Origin of the sequence: Microbulbifer rhizosphaerae, from assembly GCF_014191725.1 — a bacterium.
In the GTDB taxonomy this organism is placed as follows: Bacteria; Pseudomonadota; Gammaproteobacteria; order Pseudomonadales; family Cellvibrionaceae; genus Microbulbifer; species Microbulbifer rhizosphaerae.
Window position 1 is genome coordinate 277,819 of sequence record NZ_JACHWZ010000002.1, and the last position, 25,523, is coordinate 303,341.

General features: G+C 58.6%; 18 protein-coding genes. 10 read left to right on the forward strand and 8 right to left on the reverse strand.

The annotated features are described in order from the left end of the window. Window positions 1–25: 25 nt before the first annotated feature. The 3 genes from FHS09_RS02955 to hisC are packed head-to-tail and all read left to right on the forward strand — an operon-like array spanning window position 26 to window position 3,428. On the forward strand, window positions 26–1,306 hold the full coding sequence (locus FHS09_RS02955) for a S1C family serine protease (protein WP_183456529.1): 1,281 nt from the start codon (window positions 26–28) through the stop codon (window positions 1,304–1,306). Then, window positions 1,297–2,358 (forward strand): FHA domain-containing protein, encoded by a 1,062-nt coding sequence (locus tag FHS09_RS02960; protein WP_183456531.1) that lies wholly within the window; start codon window positions 1,297–1,299, stop codon window positions 2,356–2,358. The genes FHS09_RS02955 and FHS09_RS02960 overlap by 10 nt, the downstream gene beginning before the upstream one ends. Then, a complete protein-coding gene (hisC, locus tag FHS09_RS02965) occupies window positions 2,355–3,428 on the forward strand; it encodes a histidinol-phosphate transaminase (RefSeq protein ID WP_183456533.1) in 1,074 nt (357 codons plus the stop codon). The genes FHS09_RS02960 and hisC overlap by 4 nt, the downstream gene beginning before the upstream one ends. Before the next feature lie 267 nt (window positions 3,429–3,695). Here hisC and FHS09_RS02970 read toward each other — a convergent pair whose 3' ends face one another. The 5 genes from FHS09_RS02970 to FHS09_RS02990 form a co-directional block, all read right to left on the reverse strand. After that, window positions 3,696–5,018 carry a glycoside hydrolase family 6 protein gene (locus FHS09_RS02970; RefSeq protein ID WP_183456534.1) on the reverse strand — a complete coding sequence of 441 codons (1,323 nt, stop codon included), beginning with the start codon at window positions 5,016–5,018 and terminating at the stop codon, window positions 3,696–3,698. 107 nt (window positions 5,019–5,125) lie between these two features. Next, entirely contained in the window at window positions 5,126–6,460 is a 1,335-nt protein-coding gene (locus FHS09_RS02975) for a helveticin J family class III bacteriocin (protein ID WP_183456536.1), read from the reverse strand. 207 nt (window positions 6,461–6,667) lie between these two features. Further along, entirely contained in the window at window positions 6,668–8,329 is a 1,662-nt protein-coding gene (locus FHS09_RS02980; protein WP_221191761.1) for an N-acetylmuramoyl-L-alanine amidase, read from the reverse strand. A gap of 488 nt (window positions 8,330–8,817) precedes the next feature. Next, on the reverse strand, window positions 8,818–11,169 hold the full coding sequence (locus FHS09_RS02985; protein WP_183456539.1) for a metallophosphoesterase: 2,352 nt from the start codon (window positions 11,167–11,169) through the stop codon (window positions 8,818–8,820). 142 nt (window positions 11,170–11,311) lie between these two features. Next, window positions 11,312–12,169 carry a M23 family metallopeptidase gene (locus tag FHS09_RS02990; protein WP_183456541.1) on the reverse strand — a complete coding sequence of 286 codons (858 nt, stop codon included), beginning with the start codon at window positions 12,167–12,169 and terminating at the stop codon, window positions 11,312–11,314. A gap of 613 nt (window positions 12,170–12,782) precedes the next feature. Between FHS09_RS02990 and FHS09_RS02995 the strand changes: the two genes are divergently transcribed. After that, a complete protein-coding gene (locus FHS09_RS02995) occupies window positions 12,783–13,193 on the forward strand; it encodes a hypothetical protein (protein WP_183456543.1) in 411 nt (136 codons plus the stop codon). Here the strand turns inward: FHS09_RS02995 and FHS09_RS03000 are convergent. Together FHS09_RS03000 and FHS09_RS03005 are read right to left on the reverse strand one after the other, a co-directional pair. Then, the gene (locus FHS09_RS03000) at window positions 13,159–15,621 is read right to left on the reverse strand and encodes an exo-alpha-sialidase (protein WP_183456544.1); all 2,463 of its coding nucleotides are present in this window, start codon (window positions 15,619–15,621) and stop codon (window positions 13,159–13,161) included. The two genes, FHS09_RS02995 and FHS09_RS03000, sit on opposite strands and share 35 nt — an antisense overlap. A gap of 687 nt (window positions 15,622–16,308) precedes the next feature. Next, window positions 16,309–17,124, reverse strand: coding sequence for an SH3 domain-containing protein (locus FHS09_RS03005; RefSeq protein ID WP_183456546.1), 816 nt, complete (start codon window positions 17,122–17,124; stop codon window positions 16,309–16,311). A gap of 140 nt (window positions 17,125–17,264) precedes the next feature. On the opposite strand from FHS09_RS03005, the gene mepA reads away from it, so the two are divergent. Further along, window positions 17,265–18,119 carry a penicillin-insensitive murein endopeptidase gene (gene mepA / locus FHS09_RS03010; protein WP_183456548.1) on the forward strand — a complete coding sequence of 285 codons (855 nt, stop codon included), beginning with the start codon at window positions 17,265–17,267 and terminating at the stop codon, window positions 18,117–18,119. 93 nt (window positions 18,120–18,212) lie between these two features. After that, window positions 18,213–19,232: a D-alanine--D-alanine ligase gene (locus tag FHS09_RS03015; RefSeq protein ID WP_183456550.1), complete on the forward strand. Its 1,020-nt coding sequence runs from the start codon at window positions 18,213–18,215 to the stop codon at window positions 19,230–19,232. A gap of 31 nt (window positions 19,233–19,263) precedes the next feature. Here the strand turns inward: FHS09_RS03015 and FHS09_RS03020 are convergent, their stop codons facing one another. Next, a complete protein-coding gene (locus FHS09_RS03020; RefSeq protein WP_183456552.1) occupies window positions 19,264–19,836 on the reverse strand; it encodes an HNH endonuclease in 573 nt (190 codons plus the stop codon). A gap of 802 nt (window positions 19,837–20,638) precedes the next feature. Here FHS09_RS03020 and FHS09_RS03025 point away from each other — a divergent pair. From FHS09_RS03025 to dxs, 4 genes are all read left to right on the forward strand, one after another. After that, on the forward strand, window positions 20,639–22,084 hold the full coding sequence (locus FHS09_RS03025) for a DUF7133 domain-containing protein (RefSeq protein WP_343057388.1): 1,446 nt from the start codon (window positions 20,639–20,641) through the stop codon (window positions 22,082–22,084). A gap of 34 nt (window positions 22,085–22,118) precedes the next feature. Further along, complete coding sequence (locus FHS09_RS03030; protein WP_425487757.1) at window positions 22,119–22,397, forward strand: exodeoxyribonuclease VII small subunit; 279 nt, start codon at window positions 22,119–22,121, stop codon at window positions 22,395–22,397. Beyond that, entirely contained in the window at window positions 22,398–23,303 is a 906-nt protein-coding gene (gene ispA, locus FHS09_RS03035) for a (2E,6E)-farnesyl diphosphate synthase (protein WP_343057389.1), read from the forward strand. 217 nt (window positions 23,304–23,520) lie between these two features. Next, on the forward strand, window positions 23,521–25,464 hold the full coding sequence (gene dxs / locus FHS09_RS03040) for a 1-deoxy-D-xylulose-5-phosphate synthase (protein ID WP_183456557.1): 1,944 nt from the start codon (window positions 23,521–23,523) through the stop codon (window positions 25,462–25,464). The last annotated feature ends 59 nt before the right edge of the window (window positions 25,465–25,523 follow it).

The following is a 25,523-nucleotide window of genomic DNA, read 5'->3' on the forward strand; positions in this document are numbered from 1 at the left end:
ATCAAAAAAGAGACAGCCCCTGCGCATGCGCCTGCTTATCCTGTTGTTCTGCTGTTTTACCGGTTTCGCCTCGGCGCAAAGTTACGAAAAGCTCTACAGCGACTATCGCGAGAGCCTCTACCAGATCCGCCTGATCGAAAAGTCCTCCAACTCCAAGGCGGCCATCGGTTCCGGCTTCCAGATCTCCGCCGACGGCCTGGTCGCGACCAATTACCATGTGGTGGCGGAGGCAGTGCGCAAGCCGGAGAAATATCGCCTGCAGTACCTGTCGGTGGACGGCAACCGGGGCGAGCTGGAGCTGCTGGATATCGATGTGGTCAACGACCTGGCACTGCTGCGCCAGGACAAGCCCGGCCCGGAACATATCAATCTGTCCCGGCACGCCCCCAGTCACGGAACCACCATCATCTCCCTGGGCAATCCCCTGGACCTGGGCATGACCCTGGTGCCGGGTACCTACAACGGCATTGCCGCCGGCAGTTTCTACGACCGCATTCACTTTTCCGGCTCGATCAATCCCGGCATGAGCGGCGGGCCGGTGATCGACGCCAAAGGGGAGGTGGTGGGAATCAATGTGGCCACCGCCGGCAACCAGATCAGTTTCCTGGTACCGGTGGAAAAGCTGATCGCGCTGCGGGAACACTACCAGCGGCAGGACGGCCGCCCTGTCGACCTGCAGGCCACTACCCACCGGCAGTTGCTCGACAACCAGCAGAAAATTATCGACTCCGTACTGGAGGCAGAGTGGAAACTACGCCCCCTGGGGGATGCCATGGTGGTGGGGGAGATACTCTCCTCCATCCAGTGCTGGGGCAACTCCGAGGAGGACGAGGACAACCCGGTCAAGCGCATCGACAAGGGTTGCACCGGCCAGGACGTGATCTACCTGTCGGAGAATTTCAACACCGGCCGGGTGGAATACGAGTTTTTCTGGCTGGAGGCGGACGACCTGCTGCCCTCGCGTTTCTACAGCGAATACGAAAGCCAGATGAGCAGCTTTTACCCCGGCAATATGGCCGGCGAGGACGACGTCACCAACTTCCGCTGCCGCCAGGGCTTTACCTCCCAGGAGCGCAAAGTTGGGAAATCCAAGGCCGATAACGACCGGCAGCCGGTGCGGGCCCGCACCAGCTACTGCGTGCGCCGCTACCAGCAGTTCCCGGACCTGTACGATATTTTCTTCCTGAGCCTCACCGTGGACCAGAAGGACCGCGCCCTGGTCAGCCACTTCACTCTGTCCGGATTTACCGAGGAGTCGGCGACCGCCTTTTCCGAGAAGTTCACGAGCGAGATCCAATGGCACTGATTATCGAAGAACTCAACCGTTCCCAGCGGGTACAGGCCCGCTATCGCATGGACGGCGAGCGTTTCACCCTGGGGCGCGCCTATCATAACGATGTCATCCTCGACGACCCCCACGCCGACCCCCGCCACGCGGAGGTGGTGCGCGACGAAGACGGTGGCTACACTCTGCGGGACCTGCATAGCGCGAACGGCAGCCAACTGCTCGGCAACAACCGCGACAAATCGGTAAAGTCGGGCGCCTTCAACGAGCGCGCCATCGAGTCCGGCGACGAGATACAACTGGGCAAGACCCATCTGCGCTTTACCGACAGCGAGGCAAGGGTGTCGCCGGCGCTGCCGCTGCACTCGCTGGAGAGACTGTTCGGACGGCTCTCGCACCCGGCGGCAGCCTTCGCGCTGCTGTTCACCGTGGGCCTTTCCACCCTGGCGATCAGCTACCTGGGCTATGCGCGCAGTTACGAGTGGACACTGGCGGCGAACCTGGTGGCGGGCAGCGTGGTGGGCCTGCTGGTTTACGCGGCGGCCTGGGCCTTTATCGGCCGGGTGGTGCGGCACGAGACGCGATTCTTTACCCACCTGTCGATCGCCGCCCTCGGAGCCCTGCTGTATGCGGCCTGGGAGTGGTTCGGCGGCCTGCTGGATTTCAACTACGCCCTCGGCAGTTGGAAGGGCGTACTCGACCTCTTGGTACTCGCATTACTGCTGCCCGCCATGCTCTGGTGCGCCTGCTTCCTGGCCATGAACCTGTCCCCGCGCTGGCGCTGGGGCGTAGCGTTGCTGCTGCCCTGGAGCTTTCTCGGCCTGGGAATGGCCGAGGATATCGGCGGGATGCGCGATTTCAGCGCACTGCCGGAGATCTCCACCGAGATCAAGTACGAAGACATGTTGTGGCGCGAACCGGTGCCCATGGGGCAGTTTATCGCCGGTTCGCCGGCACTGTTCGATATTCCCCTGGATAAAAAAGCCCGCGATGAGGACGAGGCGGAGGATGAGGTGAAGGACGCGCCGGAACAGCAAACTCCCACCGGGCAGGAGACGGAGACAGAGTCTTGAGCAATCCCTTCTGGAGCCCCGAGCTGGCACAACTGGAACCCTATGTCCCCGGGGAACAGCCCCGCGGCCGGCTGATCAAGCTGAACACCAACGAGAACCCCTACCCGCCCTCGCCCCGCGCGCTGGAGGCGCTGGCGGACAAACAACTGGCGGAAGCCCTGCGCCGCTACCCGGACCCGGAATCCACCGAGCTGTGCACTGCCATCGCCAGGCAGTACGGCCTCGACAGCGGCCAGGTGTTTGTGGGCAACGGTTCCGATGAAGTGCTGGCGCACAGCTTCTACAGCTTCTTTCGCCGTCCGGAACCACTGCTGTTCCCGGACATCACCTACAGCTTCTACCCGGTCTATTGCCAGCTCTACAGCATCGACTACCGCATGCCGCCGCTGCGGGACGACTTCAGCCTGGCGGTGGAAAACTACGCCGGCCCCGCCGCCGGCGTAATCCTGCCCAATCCCAACGCCCCCACCGGCCGCTACCTGCCCTTGGAGGAGATCGAAAGGCTGCTGCGGCTGCAGCCCCAGCGGGTGGTCGCCATCGACGAAGCCTATATCGACTTCGGCGGCGAAAGTGCGGTGCGTCTGATCGGCGATCACCCAAACCTGTTGGTGATCCGCACCCTGTCCAAATCCCATGCCCTGGCCGGACTGCGCCTGGGTTATGCCTTGGGACAGCGGCACCTCATCGAGGGACTGGAGCGCACCAAGAACTCGTTCAACTCCTACCCCATCGACAGCGTCGCCCAGCGCGTGGCACTGGCGGCGGTGCAGGACAGCGCCTGGCTGGCGGACAGCAGTGCCCGGGTGATCGCCACCCGCGAACGCGTGGTCGCAGCACTGACCGGGCTGGAGTTTGAGGTAGTGCCGTCCAAAGCCAATTTCATCCTTGCGCGGCCGCGGGGCATCGGCGCGGAAGACCTGTACCGCGAACTGCGCCGCCGGGATATCCTGGTGCGCTATTTCAACAAGCCGCGCATCAGTGAGTACCTGCGCATCTCCATCGGCACCGATGGAGAGATGGACGCGCTGCTGGCCGCCTGTGCGGAGATAATAGGCTCACGGAATGGGTAAGCCGGGCCCTATTTATTGAGACTCGGGACAAATCGGCAGGACTGCCGATTTGGATGCCGACGCTCGAAATGATGATGCGCTGTAGGAGCGGGCCATGCCCGCGATCAGGGTTTCCGTTTTTTCAGACACTGATCGCGGGCATGGACCGCTCCCGGCCGGACCGCTCCCGGCCGGACCGCTCCTACAAGTTCTCTTCAAAACGGACAATTGAGCAATGGGGATTGGGAATCGCAGAGTCTCGCTCCCCCACCCCCATTTTCCCTACGGCTAACCGCCACAATGTTCGAACGGACTCTCCCAGGAACTGCTCCCGACCGAGCCGCCCCATTTCACGCAGTCGTTTGACGCGGACTTCTTAACCGGTCCGGCGTAATAGCTGAAATTGCCGGAGTCGGTCGTCTGGGTACCGCCCTCGACTTGCAGGGATGCCGACACCGGTGACGGTAAGCCAGTGTTGGAGGTCTTCATTGTCACCACGCAGTTCTGGCCGCTGCTTCCGCTCCACAGCAGGTAGATAGTCCCGCCGCCAAGTGCGTGAGAGTTAATCACGCTGAAGCCGTTCCCGCATATCTCAGTCGGCGAGTAGGGGTTGTCTCCGCTGCCGACGTCACCGCCATCGCCGTCATCGTAATCACCCGTAATGAGGGCCATGGCCAGCTTCTCGCTGAACTGTCCGGCGGGGATGCCCTCGCCGTAGTTGCAGCTGCCGTCGGAGTCACCGGGGACCTTCAGCCACAGCACCGCGTCGGCCGGGCCGTCGGGGGTGTACCTGGAGTGCTCGCCCAGCATAGCGCCCTTGGGGTTGCACCAGCCGTTCTCGCTGGTGTCGGTCTTGCCGGCGCCGTTGCGGCTGGTGTCGACCACATAGCCGGCCCTGGTGCCGAGGAAGTAGTTGATGGCCCCGGCCCGGTCGTGGGATTTGTAGGTCTCGTAGTGGTTGGAGACGTTGAGGGCGAAGCCGTCGATCTTCTTCACGCCGGCCTCCTGGAGGGCGGCGGCGATGGAGGAAGCGTCGCCGGGCCATTCGGCGTTGCCCGCGTCCAGGTAGACCTGGGCGTTGCTCGTCTTGCTGGCCAGGGAGTTTACCGCGTAGGCCAGCAACTCCTGGCGGGCGGGCTTGTCGATGTTGCCGCACACCAGGTATTGGGTGAGGGCGTCTGGTTCGAGGACAACGAGGGCCTCGCGATCGCCGATGGCGGAAGCGAAGTCGTCGATCCAGGCCTTATAGGATTGCTTCGAACTCGCACCGCCATTGGACTCGCCGCCGCAGTCGCGCTGGTACATGTTGTAGGCCACCAGGATCGGGACCTGTCCGGCCGCCGCGGCGTCGGAGACGTAGTCCCCTACCGGCTGCACATCCCACGGCTGGTCGTGCTGGGTACCGTACCACTTGCCGCCGGCCTGTTCGGCGATATGGGTCCTGATGGTCTCGGCGTTGGCGCTGCCGCCGTTCAACCCCACCCACTTGTAGGCATTGGAGCCGGGGTCGGTGTAGAACTCCCCGGCTGCCTGTGGGGCGGCGATGTCGTTTGAATAAGATTTTCCTGCGAATACGCTGAGGAAAATTAACAATAAAATAGAAATTTTCATTTATTCACCTGTGTTCATATATCGTAGCCTTACAAACCAGTACCTCCCGCCTCACATCTCAACCGGGATAAGTTGGACAGGAATGCATCGGTGTTTCCCCTGCGCCGCTAACTGCCACAATGTTCGAACAGACTCTCCCAGGAACTGCTCCCAACCGAGCCGCCCCATTTCACGCATTCATTCGATGCGGACTTCTTGACCGGTCCGGCATAAAAGCTGAAATTGCCGGAGTCGGTCGTCTTGGTGCCGCCCTCAACTTGCAGGGACGCCGACACAGCTGACGGTAAGCCAGTGTTGGAGGTCTTCATTGTCACTACGCAGTTCTGGCCGCTGCTTCCGCTCCACAGCAGGTAGATAATCCCGCCGCTAAGTGTGTGCGAGTTGATCACGCTGAAGCCGTTCCCGCATATCTCAGTCGGCGAATAGGGGTTGTCGCCGCTACCGCCACCGGAACTGAATATGCTCTCAGGAACGTAGTAAATTTTCTGTGTGCTTCTTTTATTTACCGGATCTGTAACGATAGTAAAATATACGTTCCCATTTTTTGTCTGTACTCCCTCAATTTCACGAGATCCCACATTTTTAATATTCACAAGGGTCTTGTAGGCTCCTGCGTTTGACATCCTGGCAATCCGAGGAGTGTCGCCTTCCCCGCCGCCTGATGTAAATATTTTCGTATTGCCGAGCATATCAAGCCCCTGGAAAGATCCGTTTGGTCTGACTATATTACTTTCCGACTGCGTAAAACTGGTAATGGAAGCCCTTTTCGCTGCCGCGCTGTCCATTCGCACCATTTTATTTTTGTCAAGAAGCTGGTTTAATGCTGCCGTATCATAAATTGACCAGGTTACGGTTCTTTCCTTGGTTTGTATACGGAAAACAGTATATTTACTGTTTCCGCCGCCAGTAACACGATATGTCGTCCCCAATCTTGTACCGGTCTCATTGGCGTAATTCATATAGGTGAACCGATGAAGATCCGTATAATTATATGTAGCACCTGGAGAGTATTTAAGTCTTGCCACCTGGAGTGACCAGTAATACCTTGTTGAAGGATCCGCTTTTGAACTGAAATAAAAGTAATAACTTCCGTTGTATGAATACATATCAAGCGTTTGGCAATGGCCCGCATTGGTAATGGCCATTTCATCAACGTATGTCGCGTTATTTCCGTTTATAAGCAGCCTTGAAAGATAGCATGTACCCCTGGAGCGCTGAGTTACGTATATATACTTTGAAGCGATGTAAGCTTTCTGAACAACTACGTTGTGCTTAAGTCCTTTGAGATTGTATGCGAGTGTTGCCGAAGCGTTTACAGTATTCTCAGGAGTGGCCGCAAAAACGGGCAACGCAGCCATTGCCGAAATAAGCGCTATAAGAACAGCATATGTGGGTATATTTAATTGCTTTTTGATACGACCCAACGTTTGAACTTGAATCATAATCGATGCCTACAGTTTGATGAAATAAAAAACCGGACACCAGTATTCTCACCGCCAGAAGAGGACGCTAATGTACGGGTTTTCTCATAGATTCCCACCCGTTATACGATGACAGATAACGATGGGTGGACCTGGAAAGTGGGCTGAGCGAACCGCCCGGACGGGGCGCGGTGGAGCCTCGCCCACCGCACCTGTTTCCCTGCGGCGCTAACTACCGCAATGTTCGAACGGACTCTCCCAGGAACTGTTCCCGACCGAGCCGCCCCATTTCACGCAGTCGTTCGACGCGGACTGCTTGATCGGTCCAGCGTAATAGCTGAAATTGCCGGAGTCGGTCGTCTTGGTGCCGCCCTCGACCTGCAGTGACGCCGATACCGATGACGGCGAGCCGATGTCGGAGCTCTTCATTGTCACTACGCAGTTCTGGCCGCTGCTTCCGTTCCATAGCAGGTAGATTTTCCCCCCGCTGAGCGTGTGCGAGTTGATCACATTGAAGCCGCTCCCGCACGCTTCCGCCGGCGTGTAGGGATTGCCACCGCCGCCACCATCGCCGCCACCGTCACCGCCATTGAGTAGGCTGTGGTAACTAGACCAGTTCCAGTAAATGCCGGGGTCGACATGATTATTACCGCTGTAGTGCTGGTGACCTTTGATGCGAATACTGGTGGGCAGCACCACGACACCTCTATGCGACGGGCCGTCGTAGGCCGACGAACAACTGATACCGCTGTACTTGCTGCACAGGTTTCGCACCAACGCGGCCGACGAACGGTACATGGCGCTGGTATACCAGGCACTATTGTCCACAAAGGCTTCATGCTCGATGCCTATGGTGTAGTCGTTGTGACCACCGCGGACGTGCCAGGCGCGGTGTGCCTCGCGCACCATCTGGGTCACCTGGCCATCGGACGAACGGATGACGTAATGCGCGCTGACGTCGGCCTCAGGGTCCTTGAACCAGGAAATAGCGCCGGCGTAGTTGCCATCGGTGGTATGAATGGTCACCGCGCTGACCGCGCTGTTGCGCGTGGCGGTAAAATTGGATGTATGGGCCGGGTTCCAGATTGCCGGGCCGTAGTCGGTGCTTTGTACCGCCAACTCGCCCTCGGTGTCGCGCTTCACGATACCGGTTGTCGGGTCAATGGTGGCACCGCTGGCCTCGATATGGTCGCGGCTCACATCCAGGCGCACGAATGGCGCTCGCATTCTTACCAGCGTGCTGCGGTCAAACGCCTGTTTCCAGGCCACTGGAATTTTCGGCACCACGGCGCCTTTGTCCTTGACGCCGCGCTCCAGCGACAGCAGCACATCGAAAGCGAAGCTGTCACGGGCGAAGTCATCAACTGCAGATTTTTCTTTCTCGGAAGGAAAACCGGCAAAGCGTGCCAGTATCGGCGCCATGTCTTCCGGGGTTTTGATCACCGCGGCTTGCCAGTAGATTTCATCGGCCAACAGCGCCGCGGCGGCGAGAATGTTCATCCGCGGATCGGCGATGATCGCGGCCCGATCGACCAGGAGCAGGCGCGCGGCCTCGCCGACCTGATCGACAAAGCCATCGCCGCCATACAAACCCATCACGCCGTAGGCCGATGGCATACGGTGATGTGGCTCCTGTTTCTCCGCCGGCACCAGATGCTGCCACCGGCTTTTGGACCAGGCAATTGCTTCCAGTATGCCGCGTGGAATTTCCGGGTACCGCGCGTAGGCTTCGGCAAAATACTGCGGGTAGGCGGCACGCGCTTCGACGAGTTGCTGTTCCTCGAGCGCCGCCATCTCGGCCAATTCGCGATTCATCTCCTGCGCCGATGCAGCAGCCGTCAATGACATCAAACCGGCCGCCAGCGCTCCCAGCATAGTGTTTCGTAACATGGTGTTCTCCTTATCCTTATTTTTGGAGACGTGCCGTACTGGCACGGATTACACGCCGGCCGAGCGCGTTGCAACTGCTTGACCGACGCCTGCATATTGGCGCGTACGGCGTGACACAACAGTTTTACTCTCCCAGCGAAGTTGTGACGGATCTGCATTCTCCTGTTACCGCCTTACTTCTTGACGCAGTCCGCCATCAGCAAGCACCGTAGAATAATTTATAAGCAATGACAATGCCGAAAAGCATAATTTATTCACATTTTGAATATTTTATTCATTGCATTGGAGCGGATGGCGGCTATTTCAACAAACGCGCGGCTGCATCGCGGAATTGCGGCAAGGCGTCGAAGACAGGCGACTGTCCTCGGAAAATCAAAGCTCGGGCAAAGCAGGAAAATGCCGAGATTTATTGGACGAGACAGGCATCGGGAACGATTGCCAACACGAGCGGGGCAAAAGGGAGCTCTCGCCCCCTTTACTCCCGATATTTACTGCCTGCTTGGATTTTTATAATCTCCTCCCGGGGAATCAGGGTAAACCGCTATCAATTCCTTTCCGGTTAGCACGTCTTGCTGATCTGAAACGGTGTAGTTGCTTAACGGTTCGCTGTCCGTGGCGACTTTTGCCATCCCGCTTTCTTGCCACGGAAAATTTCTCATCAGTACAGCATATCCGCCGTCACCGTCCATATCATCCTCCCAGGTTACCGTTATATTGGAACCCTTAAGCTCTACTGCGGGCCGATATTGATGTCCGGTGCCGTCACTATTAACGGTAAAGTCAGCTTTGTGCTGGGACCCGCTGCTGTTGAACGAGCGTGCGTAAATCTGGTTGTAATCGTTTCCGTCATTATCATCCTCAAACGCAATGACAAAATTACCCACGGCATCCACGCCTACACCCGGGGCCCGCTGTTGCCCGTCAGCGGTGGAATTGACCGTGAAGTCGTGAAGCCGCTCTCTGCCGTCGGCATTAAAGGCCCGGGCATAGATCTGGTAATAGCCGTTGCCGTCCTTGTCATCTTCCCAGGCCACGATAAAGCGTCCGAAAGAGTCCATGGCTATATCGGGCGCGCCTTGATCACCAGTGGTAACGCTGTTAACGTTAAAGTCGCTGATACGTTCGGTGCCCGACGGATTGAAACCACGGCCGAGGATAGTGAAGTTATCATCATTTTCCTGGTCGTCTTCCCAAACAACCACAAAATCTCCATCCTCCCCCATGGCGACAGCAGGGTTATACTGCTGACCGGCAGCTACCGAGTTCACCGTGCGGTCTGAAAACCGCTGACCTCCTTCAGGACTAAAACCTTTCGCCTTGATCTGGAAATAACCATTGCCGTCCCTGTCGTCCTGCCACGCAACAACGAAATTACCACTTGCATCCATGGCTATCGCCGGCGCGCGTTGTTGCCCCGCGGAGATACCGCTTACCGCCATGTCAGAAAACCGTTCACTTCCATTTGCATGGAAGCCGCGCACATATATTTGATAATTTCCGTTATTGTCCTGGTCATCTTCCCAGACAACAACAAAATTACCGTTCTCATCCGAGGCCACCGAAGGGCTGAGTTGTTGTCCGCTGGCAGTATAGTTTACGGTAATATCATTGAACAGAGCATTGCCGTCACTGTCGAAGGCGCGCGCATGGATCTGATAATAGCCGTTGTTGTCGCGGTCGTCCTGCCACACCACAATTGAATTTCCATTCTCCAGGGAGACTATTTGCGGGCGAACATGGTTCCCCTGAAGACTGGTGTGGGCTTTGCGATCTTTGTATTGCGGGTCGCCTATACTATAGGAATAGCCGGGAATGGTTTGCATATCATACGACAGATCAAAATTCATTTTATTGTGTCTGTCGGCAGTGGGGTTGGAAATTCTATTGTAATTCAGGTAAAACTGCGGCCTTCCCCCGGAGAAAATACTGGTATTACCAGCTTCCACACTCAGCGTTTCTACGCTGATTTTATTTTCATCAGGTTTGAACGTGAGCATCCGCAACCAGCCATTGCCGAGGGCAGTCCCATTGCCAAGTACAGGCTCAGATTGAAAGTCAGTTAATATCTCATGAACCACATTGCCGTTCTGACCGACCCTCTTGTTGTAAGATGTGCCTTGAATATGACCGCTGACCATTAAGAAAATATTGCTGTGACGCTGCAAGAGTTCTTCCCATAGGTCGATCCCTTCCCGGCCTTCCACATTGTAGTGATCAGCCCAACCCGTTGTGTGATCGCCATAGGAATTTTGATAGCAATGTGTGGCCACAATAACGCGGTGATTGGGGTGATGTTGAATGACCTTGTTTGCCCAGGTTACCACATCCTTACGCGGCGCAAATTCCAGGCTGACCACCAGAAAATCCATTCCATTGGCACTGAAATACATATAGTTGTTTTCGTTGGTGGAATTAAATGCACCCCCATACCAGGACTTGCCGGCATATCGCTGTGGGCCAAAGTAATTGACGAACATGGATTGTCTTGCGTGTATTGCCTTGCTCGGATAGAAATCGTGATTGCCCGGGGTCATACTGAACGGTATCTGGGCGTTATCCAGGAGGGCGTGCGCCTGATCCGCAACCTGCCATTGTTCCATGACATCGTGTTGGGTAATGTCGCCCAGGTGCGCGACGAACTGGATATTGCGCGCCTGCTTTTGGTTAACGATCCATTGGGTTTGATGCCGGTAAACGCCGTATGAGGGTTTTTCGGCATAGTTTTGTGTATCCGGAAGCAGCACGATAGAAAAGTCTTCAGAGGCGTGTGCGCAAATCGCACTTGCTGCAAATAACAGGAATATACAGATATCTGGAAATAGAAATTTAATAGATTTCATATAGAACTTGTCTGCTGGTTATGCACGGTGGCCTGCGATTCACCTGCGCCCAGACTGAACAATTGACTGCGCGAGGTGCCGAGTTCTGGAAGGATGCGGCGGGGACGATGCCCCGCCACGCCTGTTTCCCTGCGGTACAGGCCTAACTGCCGCAATGCCCGAAACGGCTCTCCCAAGAGCTGCTCCCGACCGAGCCGCCCCACTTCACGCATTGGTTCGCCGCGGCCCCCTTGATCGGTCCGGCGTAATAGCTGAAATCGCCAGAGTCGGTGACCTTGCTCTCGCCCTCGATTTGCAAGGACGCCGACACCGATGACGGTGAGCCGACCTTGGAGGACTTTATCGTCACCACGCAATTCTGGCCGCTGCTTCCGTTCCACAGCAGGTAGACCCTCCCACCGCTGAGCCCGTGGGAGTCGATCGCGCTGAAGCCGTTCCCGCACACCTCGTCCGGCGTGTAGGGGTTGTCTCCGCCGCCGCAGTTGTTCGAGCTGGTGATGGCCTTCTTCTGGCCCCGATAGACGGTAACGCCCTCGACGGTCGGTGAGGTGTCCACCGCGCCGTTGGCGAACCTCTGCTCATAGTGCAGGTGCGGCGCACTGGAACCGCCGGTCGAGCCGACCGTGCCGATCTGGGTGCCGCGGCTGACCGACATCGACTGGCCGGGGCTGCGCACCTGGGTCGACAGGTGCGCGTACCGCGTGCGGGTGCCGTCGTCGTGGCGAATCTCGACCCAGCGGCCATAGCTGGTGCTGCCCGCGTTTTTGAAGTAGGCGGTGCCGCCCGCCGTGGCCCGCACGGGTTCACCGTTGATCGCATCGCTGCCATAGTTCTGCCAGTCGATCGAACCGCTCGGATTGTGGCCCGGCGTCCAGTTGTTGGCGTTGAAGGTCTTGCCGCAATTGAATGGGCTCTTATGGGTTGCTGCAGTAGCGGCAGTCGTCAATAACATCGACATAAAACCGGCTGCCAGTGCTCCCAGTAGGGTGGTTCGTAACATGGTGTTCTCCTTTTCCTTATTTTTTGGAGATGTGCCGTATTGGCACCTGCGGATTGCACGCCGGCCGAGCGCATTGCAATTGCTTGACCGACGTGCGCGGCGTGATGCAGCAATTTTGCTCTCCCGGCGAAGTTGTGGCGGATCTGCATCTCTGTTTACCACCTTACTTCTTGACGCAGTCAGCCATTTGCAGGAACACCGTAGAATAATTTATCAAAAACGACAATAGAAAAAAGCATAATTTATTCACATTTTGAATGCTTTATTCCCCGGAAGTGAACTGCTGCCGATTTTTTGCACTATTAGTGATCCCTTCTGTGTCTTTACCCGCCATTTTTCCGGAATAGAACACCCTGCAATCCGTCCGCGAACCAGCGTATGACGGCCATTTCAACCAAGTGCGCAGCCCCATCGGGAAATCGTTTCAGGGCGCCTTCCGACACCCTGCAGTCACGAGGAGGTTGGGCAATTCAACGGTTTTTTTCTATCAGTTTTTCGACTCATCCGATCAACTATGTGGTGACTTCCTCGCCGGAACCGGAGTGGAAATCGTCGCCCATGCTGATAGGCGCCAGTTCCGCATATTGACTCGCGGCTGCGGGGGATGGGGGATATGGAAGTGGTCGCCCGAGGGGATAGGCGAGGGCATGCACCGCGGTCATGGGCGCATTGGCAAAGGTCTGGCCGGCGAGCGGGCACCGAGAAGCATTTTGCCGCGCGCTTCCAGGTCATTGCCCACGCCGTTTGTATGTATCGAAACACGGACGTGTGCCATCAACGTACCTATTTCGATCCGCCCATTCATGCGACGATGATTCGGGATGAACGCTATAAATTAAATCCGCGAATGTTTATCACCATATCCACAAGAGTAGCGGCAACCATCAAGAAAAATCTCGATCAAGACATCCATCTAAAGTGGGCTGTCGGCAAGCATTTCGTTGCCGGCAGCCCATTAGTATCTTCCACTTCAATCGGCAACAGGATTCCTATGGATTTGGAACCTTCGGAAAACGGCCCTTAGTCTTTATAGCAGCTTTGTTTACCCTCCAGTAATGTAATTTAAAGTCCTTTTCCCCTGTATTATCCTCATCCCTCTGCGCTGAGATCAGCAAAGCAGTCGGGGTTATCTCCATGTTTGTATTATTATATTTAAACCAGCCTTTCGGATAATTGAGCGGCGTACGAGAGATAAAATCCACCCAGGACCAGTTTATTCCGTCCGCACTCTTCGCCAATGCAATATTGTTCCTGTTGGCCCATGGAGAACCACCGACTGTATTATGTGTCCATACCATATAATATGTCCCTTCATTGTATGGATCCTCCTCCAACGCGAATGAATTATTCGGCGACTGTAAAGAGGAGGCAACCGGTGCAGTCCAGGTAGAAGCACCTGTCACAGTACCGGCATCTGTCGATACGGAGGTATACAAGTGGCCTGAATATGATCTTCCATAAGCCCGTATGTCTCCGTTAGGCAATTCAATAATGTCCACTTCCCCAAAAGACACATTTAATTGTACCGCGTTAAAATGGTACGTCATGGTCCACGTTTGGCCATCGTCATCGCTATAAAAGATCCTGGCGCCTTCATCTCCATCACCTTTTCCGTTACCAGACGCAGTGCATATGAATATTCTGCCTGTACTGGTTTGCATAATTTTCCCGGGCATCGGATTAATAAAATAGCCAAGCGTTATACGTCCGGAAAAAGTTGCTCCATTGTTGCTGGACCGTTCAATCCATATCTCTTTTTTATTATCCGGATAGATTGATCTTCTCTGTCTGATGATGGTTCCCTGTGACGTCCTGAAAATATTGTTTGCATCGTCATCCTCTCCTGCAAAAGCAGCTCGCACCGGGGTAGACCATGTAAAGCCGTCATCCGTAGACTCCGTCCAATACATCCTGAATTCCCCATTGGTAAGGCTATCCCTATATAAGTTCCTTATTGTAGTTGGTGTTCCCGGTATTACGATAAAATCAGAAACATTTTGATTCCCTCCGTTAATAACCGGATAGGTTCTATGGAATACATACGGGGAATTTGCAGTGGAATAATCATCCACAATAATTTTTGTCCAATCAAATTTTACAGTTGATGAATTTGAATTTGTCCAGTGTTCAAGCCTGTCTGCATTCGTGTTTTCAGCTAATGAAACGGTATGCCAATCACTCCAGCTCCCGCCGTCCGGCTTGTATTGGAACGAGGCCTCACCCTCGCTGACATCAATTCTGTATTCCGTCCAGGCAGTGGATGCCGAGTCCGAGACAATCTTCTTCCAGCCATTACTGTCCGCCGTGATACAATAGATACCATCGGCTTGTCTTTTGAACATCAATCTGTATTTACCGTCTACAACTTTGATTCCCAAGGTAGCGTCATTGTTAATAGATCCATAATCAGTCACTTTTGCCCTGAAAGCCAACCGGTAGGTTTGAGGTATATTAAAATTGATCTTATGGACATTAGATACATTACCCGTAGACTGCAATGTCAAAATTCCCCCACTTACGGATGCACTCCCCCTCGTATTCCACTGGTACAAGTTGCCCCAATCTTTAGTGGTGATGTTACTGCGGCAATGTTCGAACGGACTCTCCCAAGAACTGCTCCCGACCGAGCCGCCCCATTTCACGCATTGGTTCGACACGGACTCTTTGACCGGTCCGGCGTAATAGTTGAAGCTGCCGGAGTCGGTCACCTTGGTGCCGCCCTTGACTTGCAGGGACGCCGATACCGATGACGGTGAGTCGGTGTTGGAGGTCTTTATTGTCACCACGCAGTTCTGGCCGCTGCTGCCGTTCCACAGCAGGTAGACAGTCCCGCCGCTGAGCCCGTGCGAGTTGATCACGCTGAAGCCGCTTCCGCACACATCGGTCGGCGTGTAGGGGTTATCTCCGACATCGGTCAGCGTGTAGGGGTTACCTCCGCCGTCGCAATTGTTCGAGCAGGTGATGGGCTTCTTCTGGCCCTGAGAAACGGTGACGCCCTCAACAGTCGGCGAGGTTTCCACCGTGCCGTTGGCGAACCTCTGCTCATAGTGCAGGTGCGGCGCGCTGGCGCCGCCGGTCGAGCCAACCGTGCCGATCTGGGTGCCGCGGCTGACCGACATCGACTGGCCGGGGCTGCGCACCTGGGTCGACAGGTGCGCGTACCGCGTGCGGGAGCGGCCATAGTTGGCGCTGCCCGCGTTGTGGGCGTAGGCAGTGCCGTCCGCAGTGGCCCGCACGGGCTCACTGTTGATCGCATCGCCGCCGAAGCTCTGCCAGTCGATCGAACCGAACGGACAGTGGTCGCGGCTGGGCGGGCCAATCCAGTTGTTGGCATTGAAGGTCTCGCCGCAATTGGACGGGCTCTTGTGGATTGCGGCGGCAGCCGGCAATGACATCAAACCGGCCGCCAGTGCTCCCAGCATAGTGGTTCGTAACATGGTGATTCGTAACATGGTGTTCTCCTTATTATTTTTGGAGATGTGCCCTACTGGCACCTACGGATTGCACATCGGCCGAGCGTGTTGCAATTGCTTGACCGACCTGCGCGGCGCGATGCAGTAATCTCGCTCTTTCGGCGAAGTTGTGGCGGATTGCATCCCCTCCTGGTTACCGCCTTACTTCTTGATGCAGCCAGACATTTGCAGCCATACCGTAGAATAATTTATTTCGTAAATCAATGCATAAATGGCATAATTTATTCAAAAATAAATATTTTATTCCCTCTAGAGTGGATCTGCCGATTTTTTTGCACAGCAATTCTTTTTGTGTCTTTACCCGCCACCTCTCCGGAAAGGAGTGACTTTGCAATCCGTTCGTGAATTGGGCGAATGGCGACTATTTCAACCGGCGGGGGCCATAAGGCGCGGGAGGAAACGGGTAAGTTTCAGGCGGCAGGGGTGGATGGAGCCAAGGCAAGCCTGGACAAGGGAGGAGCTTATACTTTCTTACTCAAGTTTCGGAGTTTGCAGAACCAGTCTTAGTACTCTTGAGGATGGGACCCGCCAGTGGGAGCCAGCCCTGCTGGCGAATAACGGCATTGCCGTTTAGCGCCGTCTTTTCGCCTGCGGGGCAGGCCCCACAGCAAACACTGCACACGACCAAGCGGCATGGTGCCCCGATCTGAACGAGTGCCCGGACCTCTAATTCACCGGCACACGACAACACCCTGTCAGCCCGGTCACACCGTCGGCACCGGAAAGCACCACATCGATCCGACGCGGATAGTCGCGATCGCTCATCCCATCCGAACAGCGCTGGTTGGAAACCACGGCGGTGATACTGCTACCCTCCCCCGAGGCGATGACAAAGTTTGTACCCGGTCCAGCACCGGCGAAGCCGTCCGCTTTGACGACGCTCATGACACGGTCCTCAGCGCCGGCGGCACTGTAGGTGACCGATTCCCGGTCAATATGGAGACTCCAGAACGGCTCGGTGCCAGCGCACAAGAGCCCCGCGGGGAGCGTCGAGTCACCAATCGGCGACATCTGGATGGGTTCGAGATAATCGGCAGAGGCCCAACCCATGCCCTCGCCAATGATCACCCGGGCCCAGCCCTTGTCGGTGTCGAGAACCTCCACAGGCTGTGCGCCCGGTTCGAACTTACCAACGATCTCCGCGCTTGCAGTCGGCGCCGACCTGATATTGAGAACGTCGTCCGCCGCCACCCCGGTAACCCGGTAATAGCGTGGATCGGTGTGGATGGGCTGGGCGAAGGCGGCGGTTGCCGCCCAGCATGAGATGAGAACAGCCGGAACGATCGGGGGTAGACGCGACATGACCAAGCCTTCACTTTCAGTGAACAGTCTTTTCACTCTATCACGCTTTTCACAGTCACGATGGTGCCGCAGCCCTAGGCGGAACTGCACCGGCGCGATATCCTGCACCACTTCAACAAACGGCGCATCGGAGTACCTGCGCACCTCCATCGGCATCGCCTCAGAGACGGCCGCCTGCACGGAGATACCCGGTTCACGGGCAGAGAAGGGAACCCCCTATAATTATCGGGACTCGAAAGAGGCACGAGGTGCGCCCAGTGCACCGCCAAACCCGAACGGTGCGCACCGCGCACCCCCATGAAGTTGCAGTTAGAGTACCAATGTATCGATCCCTCGCCGCTATCCTTTTGACCACCGCGCTGGCCTCCGGCGCCACCGCCAACCCCTGGGAAAAAGTCTCACGCCCCTCCTCCCAGGTCTCCGCCAGCATCGGCACCTACACCAACGGCTGCCTGAGCGGCGCCGAACAGATGCCCCTGCGCGGCAAGGGCTTCCAACTGGTGCGCACAGGCCGCGACCGGCACTACGGCCACCCGGCTACCATCCAGTTCCTCAAGGATTTTTCCGCCCGGGTTGCGAACAACGGCCTGGGCCGCGTGCAGATCGGCGATATGTCCATGGCCCGAGGCGGGCCCTTCAGCTCCGGCCACCGCAGCCACCAGATGGGGCTGGACATCGACATCTGGTACTCCCAGGACTGGCGCGCCGCCGAGCGCCCGCTGAGCCCCTGGGAGCGGGACAATATCTCCGCCAAACCGCTCGCGGACGCCCGCAATCACCGGCTGATCGAAAAGAACTGGGACGACAGGGTTCCGCGGATACTGCGCCTGGCTTCGGAAGACGCGCGGGTGGAGCGCATCTTCGTCCACCCCACCATCAAGCGAAAGCTGTGCAGCATCGCCGGCGATGACAACGAGTGGCTGCGCAAGGTGCGCCCCTGGTGGGAACACAACTATCATTTCCATGTGCGCCTGACCTGCCCCGAGGGCGATGAATATTGCAAACCCCAGCGGCCGGTGCGGGGCGACCCCTGTGGCGACGACCTGGACTGGTGGTTCAGCGACGAGTTCTACACACTGCTGCGGGGCGAGACGCCGCCGCCGAAAGAGCCGGGAAAAGAACCGGAGAAACCGCCCATGCCTCGGCAGTGCGAGCGCGTGCTTGCGGCCCCCTGAGAAGAAACTGATTTATCATTGGGATGGGCCGCGCGCGCCGTTGAGAGCGCACGCCAAAACCGTGCGCGGCGCACCTTACAAGACGAGAAAGGTATGAATTCCCCAATCCCCATCAACACCCTTTTGATCTGCGGCGGTGGCGGCAGCGAGCATGAAGTCTCCCTGCGCACCGCGGACTTTATCCAGCATCGTCTGGCCGTGGTACCGGATATCGCCCTGACTCGTGTAGAGATGGACGCCAACGGACGCCTCACAGGCAGCGACGGCGAAATCTACCAGTTGCACCAGGACCGCCAGCTGTATAGAGAAGACGGCACAACCCAGCCGGTGCACTACGTGATCCCCTCGATTCACGGTTACCCCGGTGAAACCGGCGACCTGCAATCCCAGTTGGGCCTGTTCGGCATTCCCTACTACGGCTGCGGGCCCGAGGCGAGCAAGATCTGCTTCAACAAGATCACCACCAAACTCTGGCTCAGCGCCCTGGGGGTGGACAACACGCCCTATCAGTTCCTGTGCAGCAGTGAGGCGGAGGAAACCGCCAAGGCCACCATGGCACTGCAGGAGTGGGGACAGGTGTTCGTCAAGGCCTCCAATCAGGGGTCGTCAGTGGGCTGCTATAAGGTGAGCTCGACGGAGGAACTGGAGCGGGCGCTGGATGAAGCCTTCCGCTATTCCCCCTATGTGCTGGTGGAGAAATGCCTGCGCGTGCGCGAACTTGAAGTCGCGGTCTACCCCTACGACGGCGAACTGGTGATCACCCCGCCGGGGGAAGTGTGCCCGCCGGAGGACGCCTTCTACAGCTATGAGGAGAAATACAACGACGCCAGCCGCGCGGTCACCCATGTGGAGGCACAGGGGTTGAGCGACGCGCAGCGGGGCTGGATCAGGGAGGCCTCCTGCCGCGCTTTTATCGGCCTGCAGTTGAAGGACCTGTCACGTATCGATTTCTTTCTCACCGAGGAAGGCGATATCTACCTCAACGAGGTCAACACCTTTCCCGGCATGACGTCCATTTCCATGTTCCCCAAAATGATGGAAAACGCCGGCCACGACTTTTCCCACTACCTGAGCAGTTTGATCCACAAAGCGATGAAGACCAATGATCAATAACCAATGACAAACATTAATCATTGGTCATTGATCAGCCCGCCTGCAACCACCCCTCCTGGCGCCGGCGGGAAAACTGTCCGCGCAAAAACTCCATCTGGTCGCCGCGAATCCGCTCGTTGTTGATCAGCGCCAGGTATTCGGCGGCATTGGGGCAGAAGGGCAGTGCCAGCAATTCCAGATCGATCTCCTGCAGCAACCGGTTGCCCTTGTGCTGGTTACAGCGCCGGCAAGCCGTAACCACGTTCTCCCAGACATCACGGCCGCCGCGGGATACCGGCTGCACGTGATCGCGGGTCAGCTCCCGCTTGGGGAATCCGTTGCCACAGTACAGACAGGTGTGCAGATCGCGGGAAAAGAGCGCGCTATTGGTCAGTGGCGGGCGTCGGCGCGGCCGCGCCATGCGCTCGCCGCCGCAGGCGATAATCGCTGCCAGATCCAGACTGGATCGTTCGCCGAGGCGGTTGATGCCACCGCGCACAGTGAGCACCACCCCACCGAGGGACCAGGTCACCAATTCCCGCACATACAGGCAGGCGGCCTCCTCCCAACTCAACCACTCCAGCGGCTGCCCCGCCAGATTCAGGCGCAGAATTCTCGCTTGCATCGGCTCATCTCCCCTTCTTGAAACCCTGGGGGCGAATCTTCTGTTCGCCCAAAAACAAAGGCCCTGCCGGCAATCCGGCAGGGCCTTCTGTAGAAATTCACGAGTGTCGAACAGCATACCCGCCAGCGGTGTGGGGGCTGTATCAGGGCAGGTATATGCAGAGCTGACTTACTGAATGCATCATCCTCCACCGGCTCAGAGGAAAAATATGGCCGGATTGCACTGATTAAAGCGGAAAATTGTTACATTTTCCAGACAGGAATTGCCCCGGTGAAACAGGTAAAAAAATAACAAAACGGCGGTTCCGCCGTTTTGTGCAGCCGGAGGCTGCTCGAAGAAGGGTCAGGGAAAAGTCCACAGGACGCGGATTGGCACCCTCGGCTGACCGAAGGTCGAGCCGTAGGGATGCGGCAAATCGTTGCCCAAATAAAACACCGTCCGGGCAATCCCGCCCGAACGGTGCGTCTCACAGGATGGTGCCCGTGTCCCTCGGGCGAGCGGCACAATCCTTTTATCCTTTGCCGCGGTTTGCAGTCCCTTTGCATCCCTGCACTTTCATTATGGTCAGGGACGGAAAAAAAAGTAGAGGCAATCGGCTGAATTTTTTGTGCGAGATATCTCACAAGCCTGCGATATATCCCATGGGGGATAAGCGGCGGAGACGGGAGGCGCCTGTTGTGGTAAAACTGGCGCGGCATGGGAAGAGCGACAACTATAGCCACAAATATTACGAGATCAATCTCAAATCGTGAAAAGCCTGTTGAAATATACGCTTATTTTTCTTGTAGCGTTGGGCGCTGGCGTGTCCACCATTATATTCTTCGCGCCGGGCGTCAGCGTGCCCTGGAAACAACTGACAGGGGGCGCTGAAACTGATCCCCAAACGGTGGACAGACGGTTACACACTCCCGCCGGTTTTCGCGTGGAGCTTTTTGCCGACACTGTGTCCAACGCCCGCTGGCTGACCGTCACCCGCCGTGGCGACGTAATCGTTTCCCAACCCCGGCGCGGACAGGTGAGCCTGCTCCGGGCGGACCGCGACGGGGACGGCCGCAGCGACGGCCAACGGGTACTCATCGACGACCTGCGCCGCCCCCACGGCCTGTTCCTGCATGAGGACTGGCTGTATATCGCCGAGAGCAACGGCGTCGGTCGCGTCCCTTTCGACCACTCCGACGGCCGCCTGGCCGGCAGCTACCAGAAAATCGTCAGCGGCCTCGGGGACGAGGGCAATCACTGGACCAAGACCATCGCCATGGGACCGGATGGCTGGGTCTATCTTTCCAGTGGTTCCACCTGCAACGTCTGCGAGGAGAAGGACCCGCAGCGCGCCACCATCATGCGCTTCAAACCCGACGGCAGCGACCTGGAAATCTACGCCACCGGCCTGCGCAACAGCGTGGGCTTCGACTGGTCCCCGATGGACGGAGGTCTCTATGCCACCGACAACGGCCGCGACTGGCTGGGAGACGACTTTCCACCCGACGAGCTGAACCTGGTGGAAAAAGGTGTTTTTTACGGCTGGCCCTACGCCAACGGCGACCGGGTCCCGGACCCCCATTTCACCAAAGGCGGAGAGGGGAGTGCCGACGCCGGCGAGGAAATCCAGCGCAAGATCGAGAACTCGCGCCCGCCGGTGCACAACTTCCCCGCCCACAACGCCGCGCTGGGCATCCGCTTCCTGCGCAGCCCGGCACAGCCCCGGGACTATCGTGACGCGGCGCTGGTGGCCCTGCACGGCTCCTGGAACCGCAGCACCAAGGACGGCTACAAGGTGGTCTCCCTGCACTGGGACGACCGCGGCAACATCGAACAGCGGGATTTCCTCTGGGGCTTCCTGGATCGCAAGCGCGACGAAGTCAGCGGCCGACCCGTGGCCATCGCCGAGGACGCCAACGGCAACATCTATATCTCCGATGATTACGCCGGCGCCGTCTACCGCGTCACTACCGGATCGCAAAATGCCTCCGCCGCCGTGGAGCGGAAACCGCGGATAAAAGCCCCCCACAAGCCCCTGGCCATCGACAGCGGCGCGGCGCAGCGGGGCGAGGAACTGTATCGGCAACACAATTGCGCCCAATGCCACGCTGAACAGTTGGTGCTGAAAAATCTGGCAAAAAAATACACTCTGCAGAGCCTGGCGAGTTACTTCGACGCTCCCACGCCGCCCATGCCCAACTACGGCTTAAGCAGCGCGCAGAAGCGCGCCCTGGCCCACTATCTGCTGTCCCTGGAGGCGAGCAATTGACCCCTTATGCGCCAGCGGCTAAGGTTGCCGCGCATTGAGTTGGAGCGAATATCCCATGGCGGTAAAAAAGAAGCCGGCAACCTTTGAGCAGGCACTGGAAGAACTGGAAGAACTGGTGGAGCGCCTGGAAGCGGGCGACTTGCCCCTGGAGGAGGCCCTGGCGGATTTCGAACGCGGGGTAAAGCTCACCCGCGAGTGCCAGCAGAAACTGGCCAGCGCCGAGCAGAAGGTCAAGGTCCTGATGGAGGAGAGCGGCAGCATCCGCGAACTGCCCTTCGACGAGGATACCGCGGGCGAAGAGGAAGAAGCCTGAGTGTCCGACACATCCTTTCCCGCGGAACTGTCGAACTTCCTGCGATGGAGTGCCGAACGTGTGGAGGCCCGCCTGCAGACGGCGCTGGCCCCGGCCACCTCCGGTGCGGAAAAACTCTTCGCCGCCATGGGCTACGCCGCTCTGGGGCCGGGCAAGCGCCTGCGCCCGGCACTGGTCTATGCCTGCGCCCACAGCTTTGCGGATAGCTTCTCCGCAGAAAGCTGCGACACGGCCGCGGCGGCCCTGGAGTGCATCCACGCCTACTCCCTGGTACACGACGACCTGCCGGCCATGGACGACGACGACCTGCGCCGGGGCCGGCCCACCTGCCATATCCAGTTCGACGAAGCCACCGCCATCCTCGCCGGCGACGCCCTGCACACCCTGGCTTTCGAATTACTGCTGCAAAGCGAAGCGGCCGCCGAACTCAAACTGCGCCTGATCCGCGAACTGGCCTGTGCCGCCGGCAGCCGGGGCATGGTAGCGGGCCAGGCCATCGACCTGGACTCGGTGGACAAGCGCCTCGACCTGCCCCGGCTCGAACAGATGCACCGCCTCAAGACCGGCGCCCTGATCCGCGCCAGCGCGCGCATCGGCGCCCTGCTCGGCGGTGCCGACGAAGCCCGGCTGGCGGCGGTCAGCCGCTATGCCGAGGCCATCGGCCTGGCGTTTCAGGTACAGGACGACATTCTCGACGTAACCGCCGACACCGCCACCCTGGGCAAGACCCAAGGCGCCGACGCCGCGCGCAACAAACCCACCTACGTCTCCCTGCTGGGCCTGGACGGCGCCCGCGCCAAGCTTGAGGGCCTGCACCGGGAGGCACTGGACACCCTGGCCGAAGTGGATGGCGACAGCGACCTGCTGCGACAGCTGGCCGACTACATAGTCCAACGCAGTCACTAATTCCTGTGGGAGCCAGCCCTGCTGGCGAAGCGGAGTGGCCGGGGGCTCGCCCCATCGCCTGCGAGGCAGGCTCCCACAACCCGAGTCCCGAGTCCCGAGTCCCGAGTCCCGAGTCCCGAGTCCCGAGTCCCGAGTCCCGAGTCCCCCACAGGATGCAATCTCCCCGCCACAGGCATACAATCCCCCTCTTACCTATCCGTTGCAATTGATACGTTTGATGTTCGACGAAATCCCACGCACACGCCCGCAGACGCCACTGCTCGACGCCATCGACGAACCGGCGCAGCTGCGCGCCCTGGACGAGCGCCAACTGCCGGAACTGGCCAGCCAGCTGCGCGAGTACCTGCTGTACTGCGTCGGCCAGACCGGTGGTCACTTCGGCGCCGGCCTGGGGGTCGTGGAACTGACCATCGCCCTGCACTACATCTACAACACCCCGGAAGACCGGCTGGTGTGGGATGTGGGCCACCAGACCTATCCCCACAAGATTCTCACCGGGCGCCGCGAGCAGATGCTCAGCATGCGCCAGCAGGGCGGCCTGTCCGGCTTTCCCAAACGCAGCGAGAGCCCCTACGATACCTTTGGCGTGGGCCACTCCAGCACCTCCATCAGCGCCGCCCTGGGCATGGCGCTGGGCTCTGCGGACGACCGCAGGGTCGTCGCGGTGATCGGCGACGGCGCCATGACCGCCGGCATGGCTTTCGAGGCGCTGAACCACGCCGCCCACACCGGCAAAGACATGCTGGTAGTGCTGAATGACAACCGCATGTCCATCTCGAAAAACGTCGGGGGCCTGGCCACCTATTTCGCCAAGATCCTGGCCAGCAAAACCTACCTGTCCATGCGCGAGGGCAGCCGCAAGATACTCTCCGTCATTCCCAAGGCCTGGCAGCTGGCACGGCGCACCGAAGAACATGTAAAGGGCATGATCACCCCGGGCACCCTGTTCGAGGAACTGGGCTTCAACTACGTGGGCCCGCTGGACGGCCACAATGTGCACGACCTGGTGCAGACCCTGCGCAACCTGCGCAGTCAGCGCGGGCCGCAGCTTCTGCATATCGTCACCACCAAGGGCAAGGGTTTCGGCCCCGCCGAGGAAGACCCGGTGGGCTACCATGCGCTGAACAAGCTGGAACCAGAGCCCAAGGTGCAGGTGGCCCCCTCCCCGAGCGAGGGGGGCGGCGAGCGCAAGCCGCCCAAGTACCAGGAGGTGTTCGGCCGCTGGCTGTGCGACACCGCCGAGCGGGACGACAGGCTGGTGGGCATCACCCCCGCCATGTGCGAAGGTTCGGGCATGGTGGAATTCGCCGAGCGCTTTCCGGAGCGCTTCCACGACGTGGCCATCGCCGAACAGCACGCAGTCACCCTGGCCGCCGGCCTCGCCTGCGAGGGACAGAAACCAGTGGTGGCCATCTACTCCACCTTCCTGCAGCGCGGCTACGACCAGCTGGTGCACGATGTGGCCATCCAGAACCTGGACGTTACCTTCGCCATAGACCGCGCCGGCCTGGTGGGCGAGGACGGTCCCACCCACGCCGGCAGCTTCGACCTCACCTATATCCGCTGCCTGCCGAACCTGGTGATCGCCGCCCCCAGCGACGAGAACGAGTGCCGCCAACTGCTCTACACCGCCTACCGGCACAGCGGGCCGGCAGCGGTGCGCTATCCGCGGGGTACCGGCACCGGGGCGCAGATCGAAGAACAGATGACCGAACTGCCGCTGGGCAAAGGGCAGTTGGTGCGCGAGGGTGCCGGCGTGGCCATCCTCAGCTTCGGCACCCTACTGACCCCGGCGCTGGCCGCGGCGGAGAAGCTCGGCGCCACGGTGGTGGATATGCGCTGGGTCAAGCCACTGGACGAGCAGTTGATCGACGAACTCGGCGCGAGCCACCACCTGCTGGTCACCCTGGAAGAGAACACCGTGGCCGGCGGCGCCGGCAGCGCGGTGACGGAATACCTGAACCACCGCGGCACCCAGGTGCCGGTACTGCAACTGGGCCTGCCTGACAGCACCATTGAGCACGGCAAGCACAAAGACCTGCTCGCCGGCCTCGGCCTGGACGCAGCGGGCATCGAAAGGCAGATTCGCCGACGGCTGAAAAAGCGGGCCCCGGAACCCGGAACCCGGGACCCGGAATACCAAATCCATAAACTGCTGTAGACCATCCCCGGGACCGCGGAGCTCCAGCTCCGCACCGCGGGCACAGCCCGCGCCTCAGC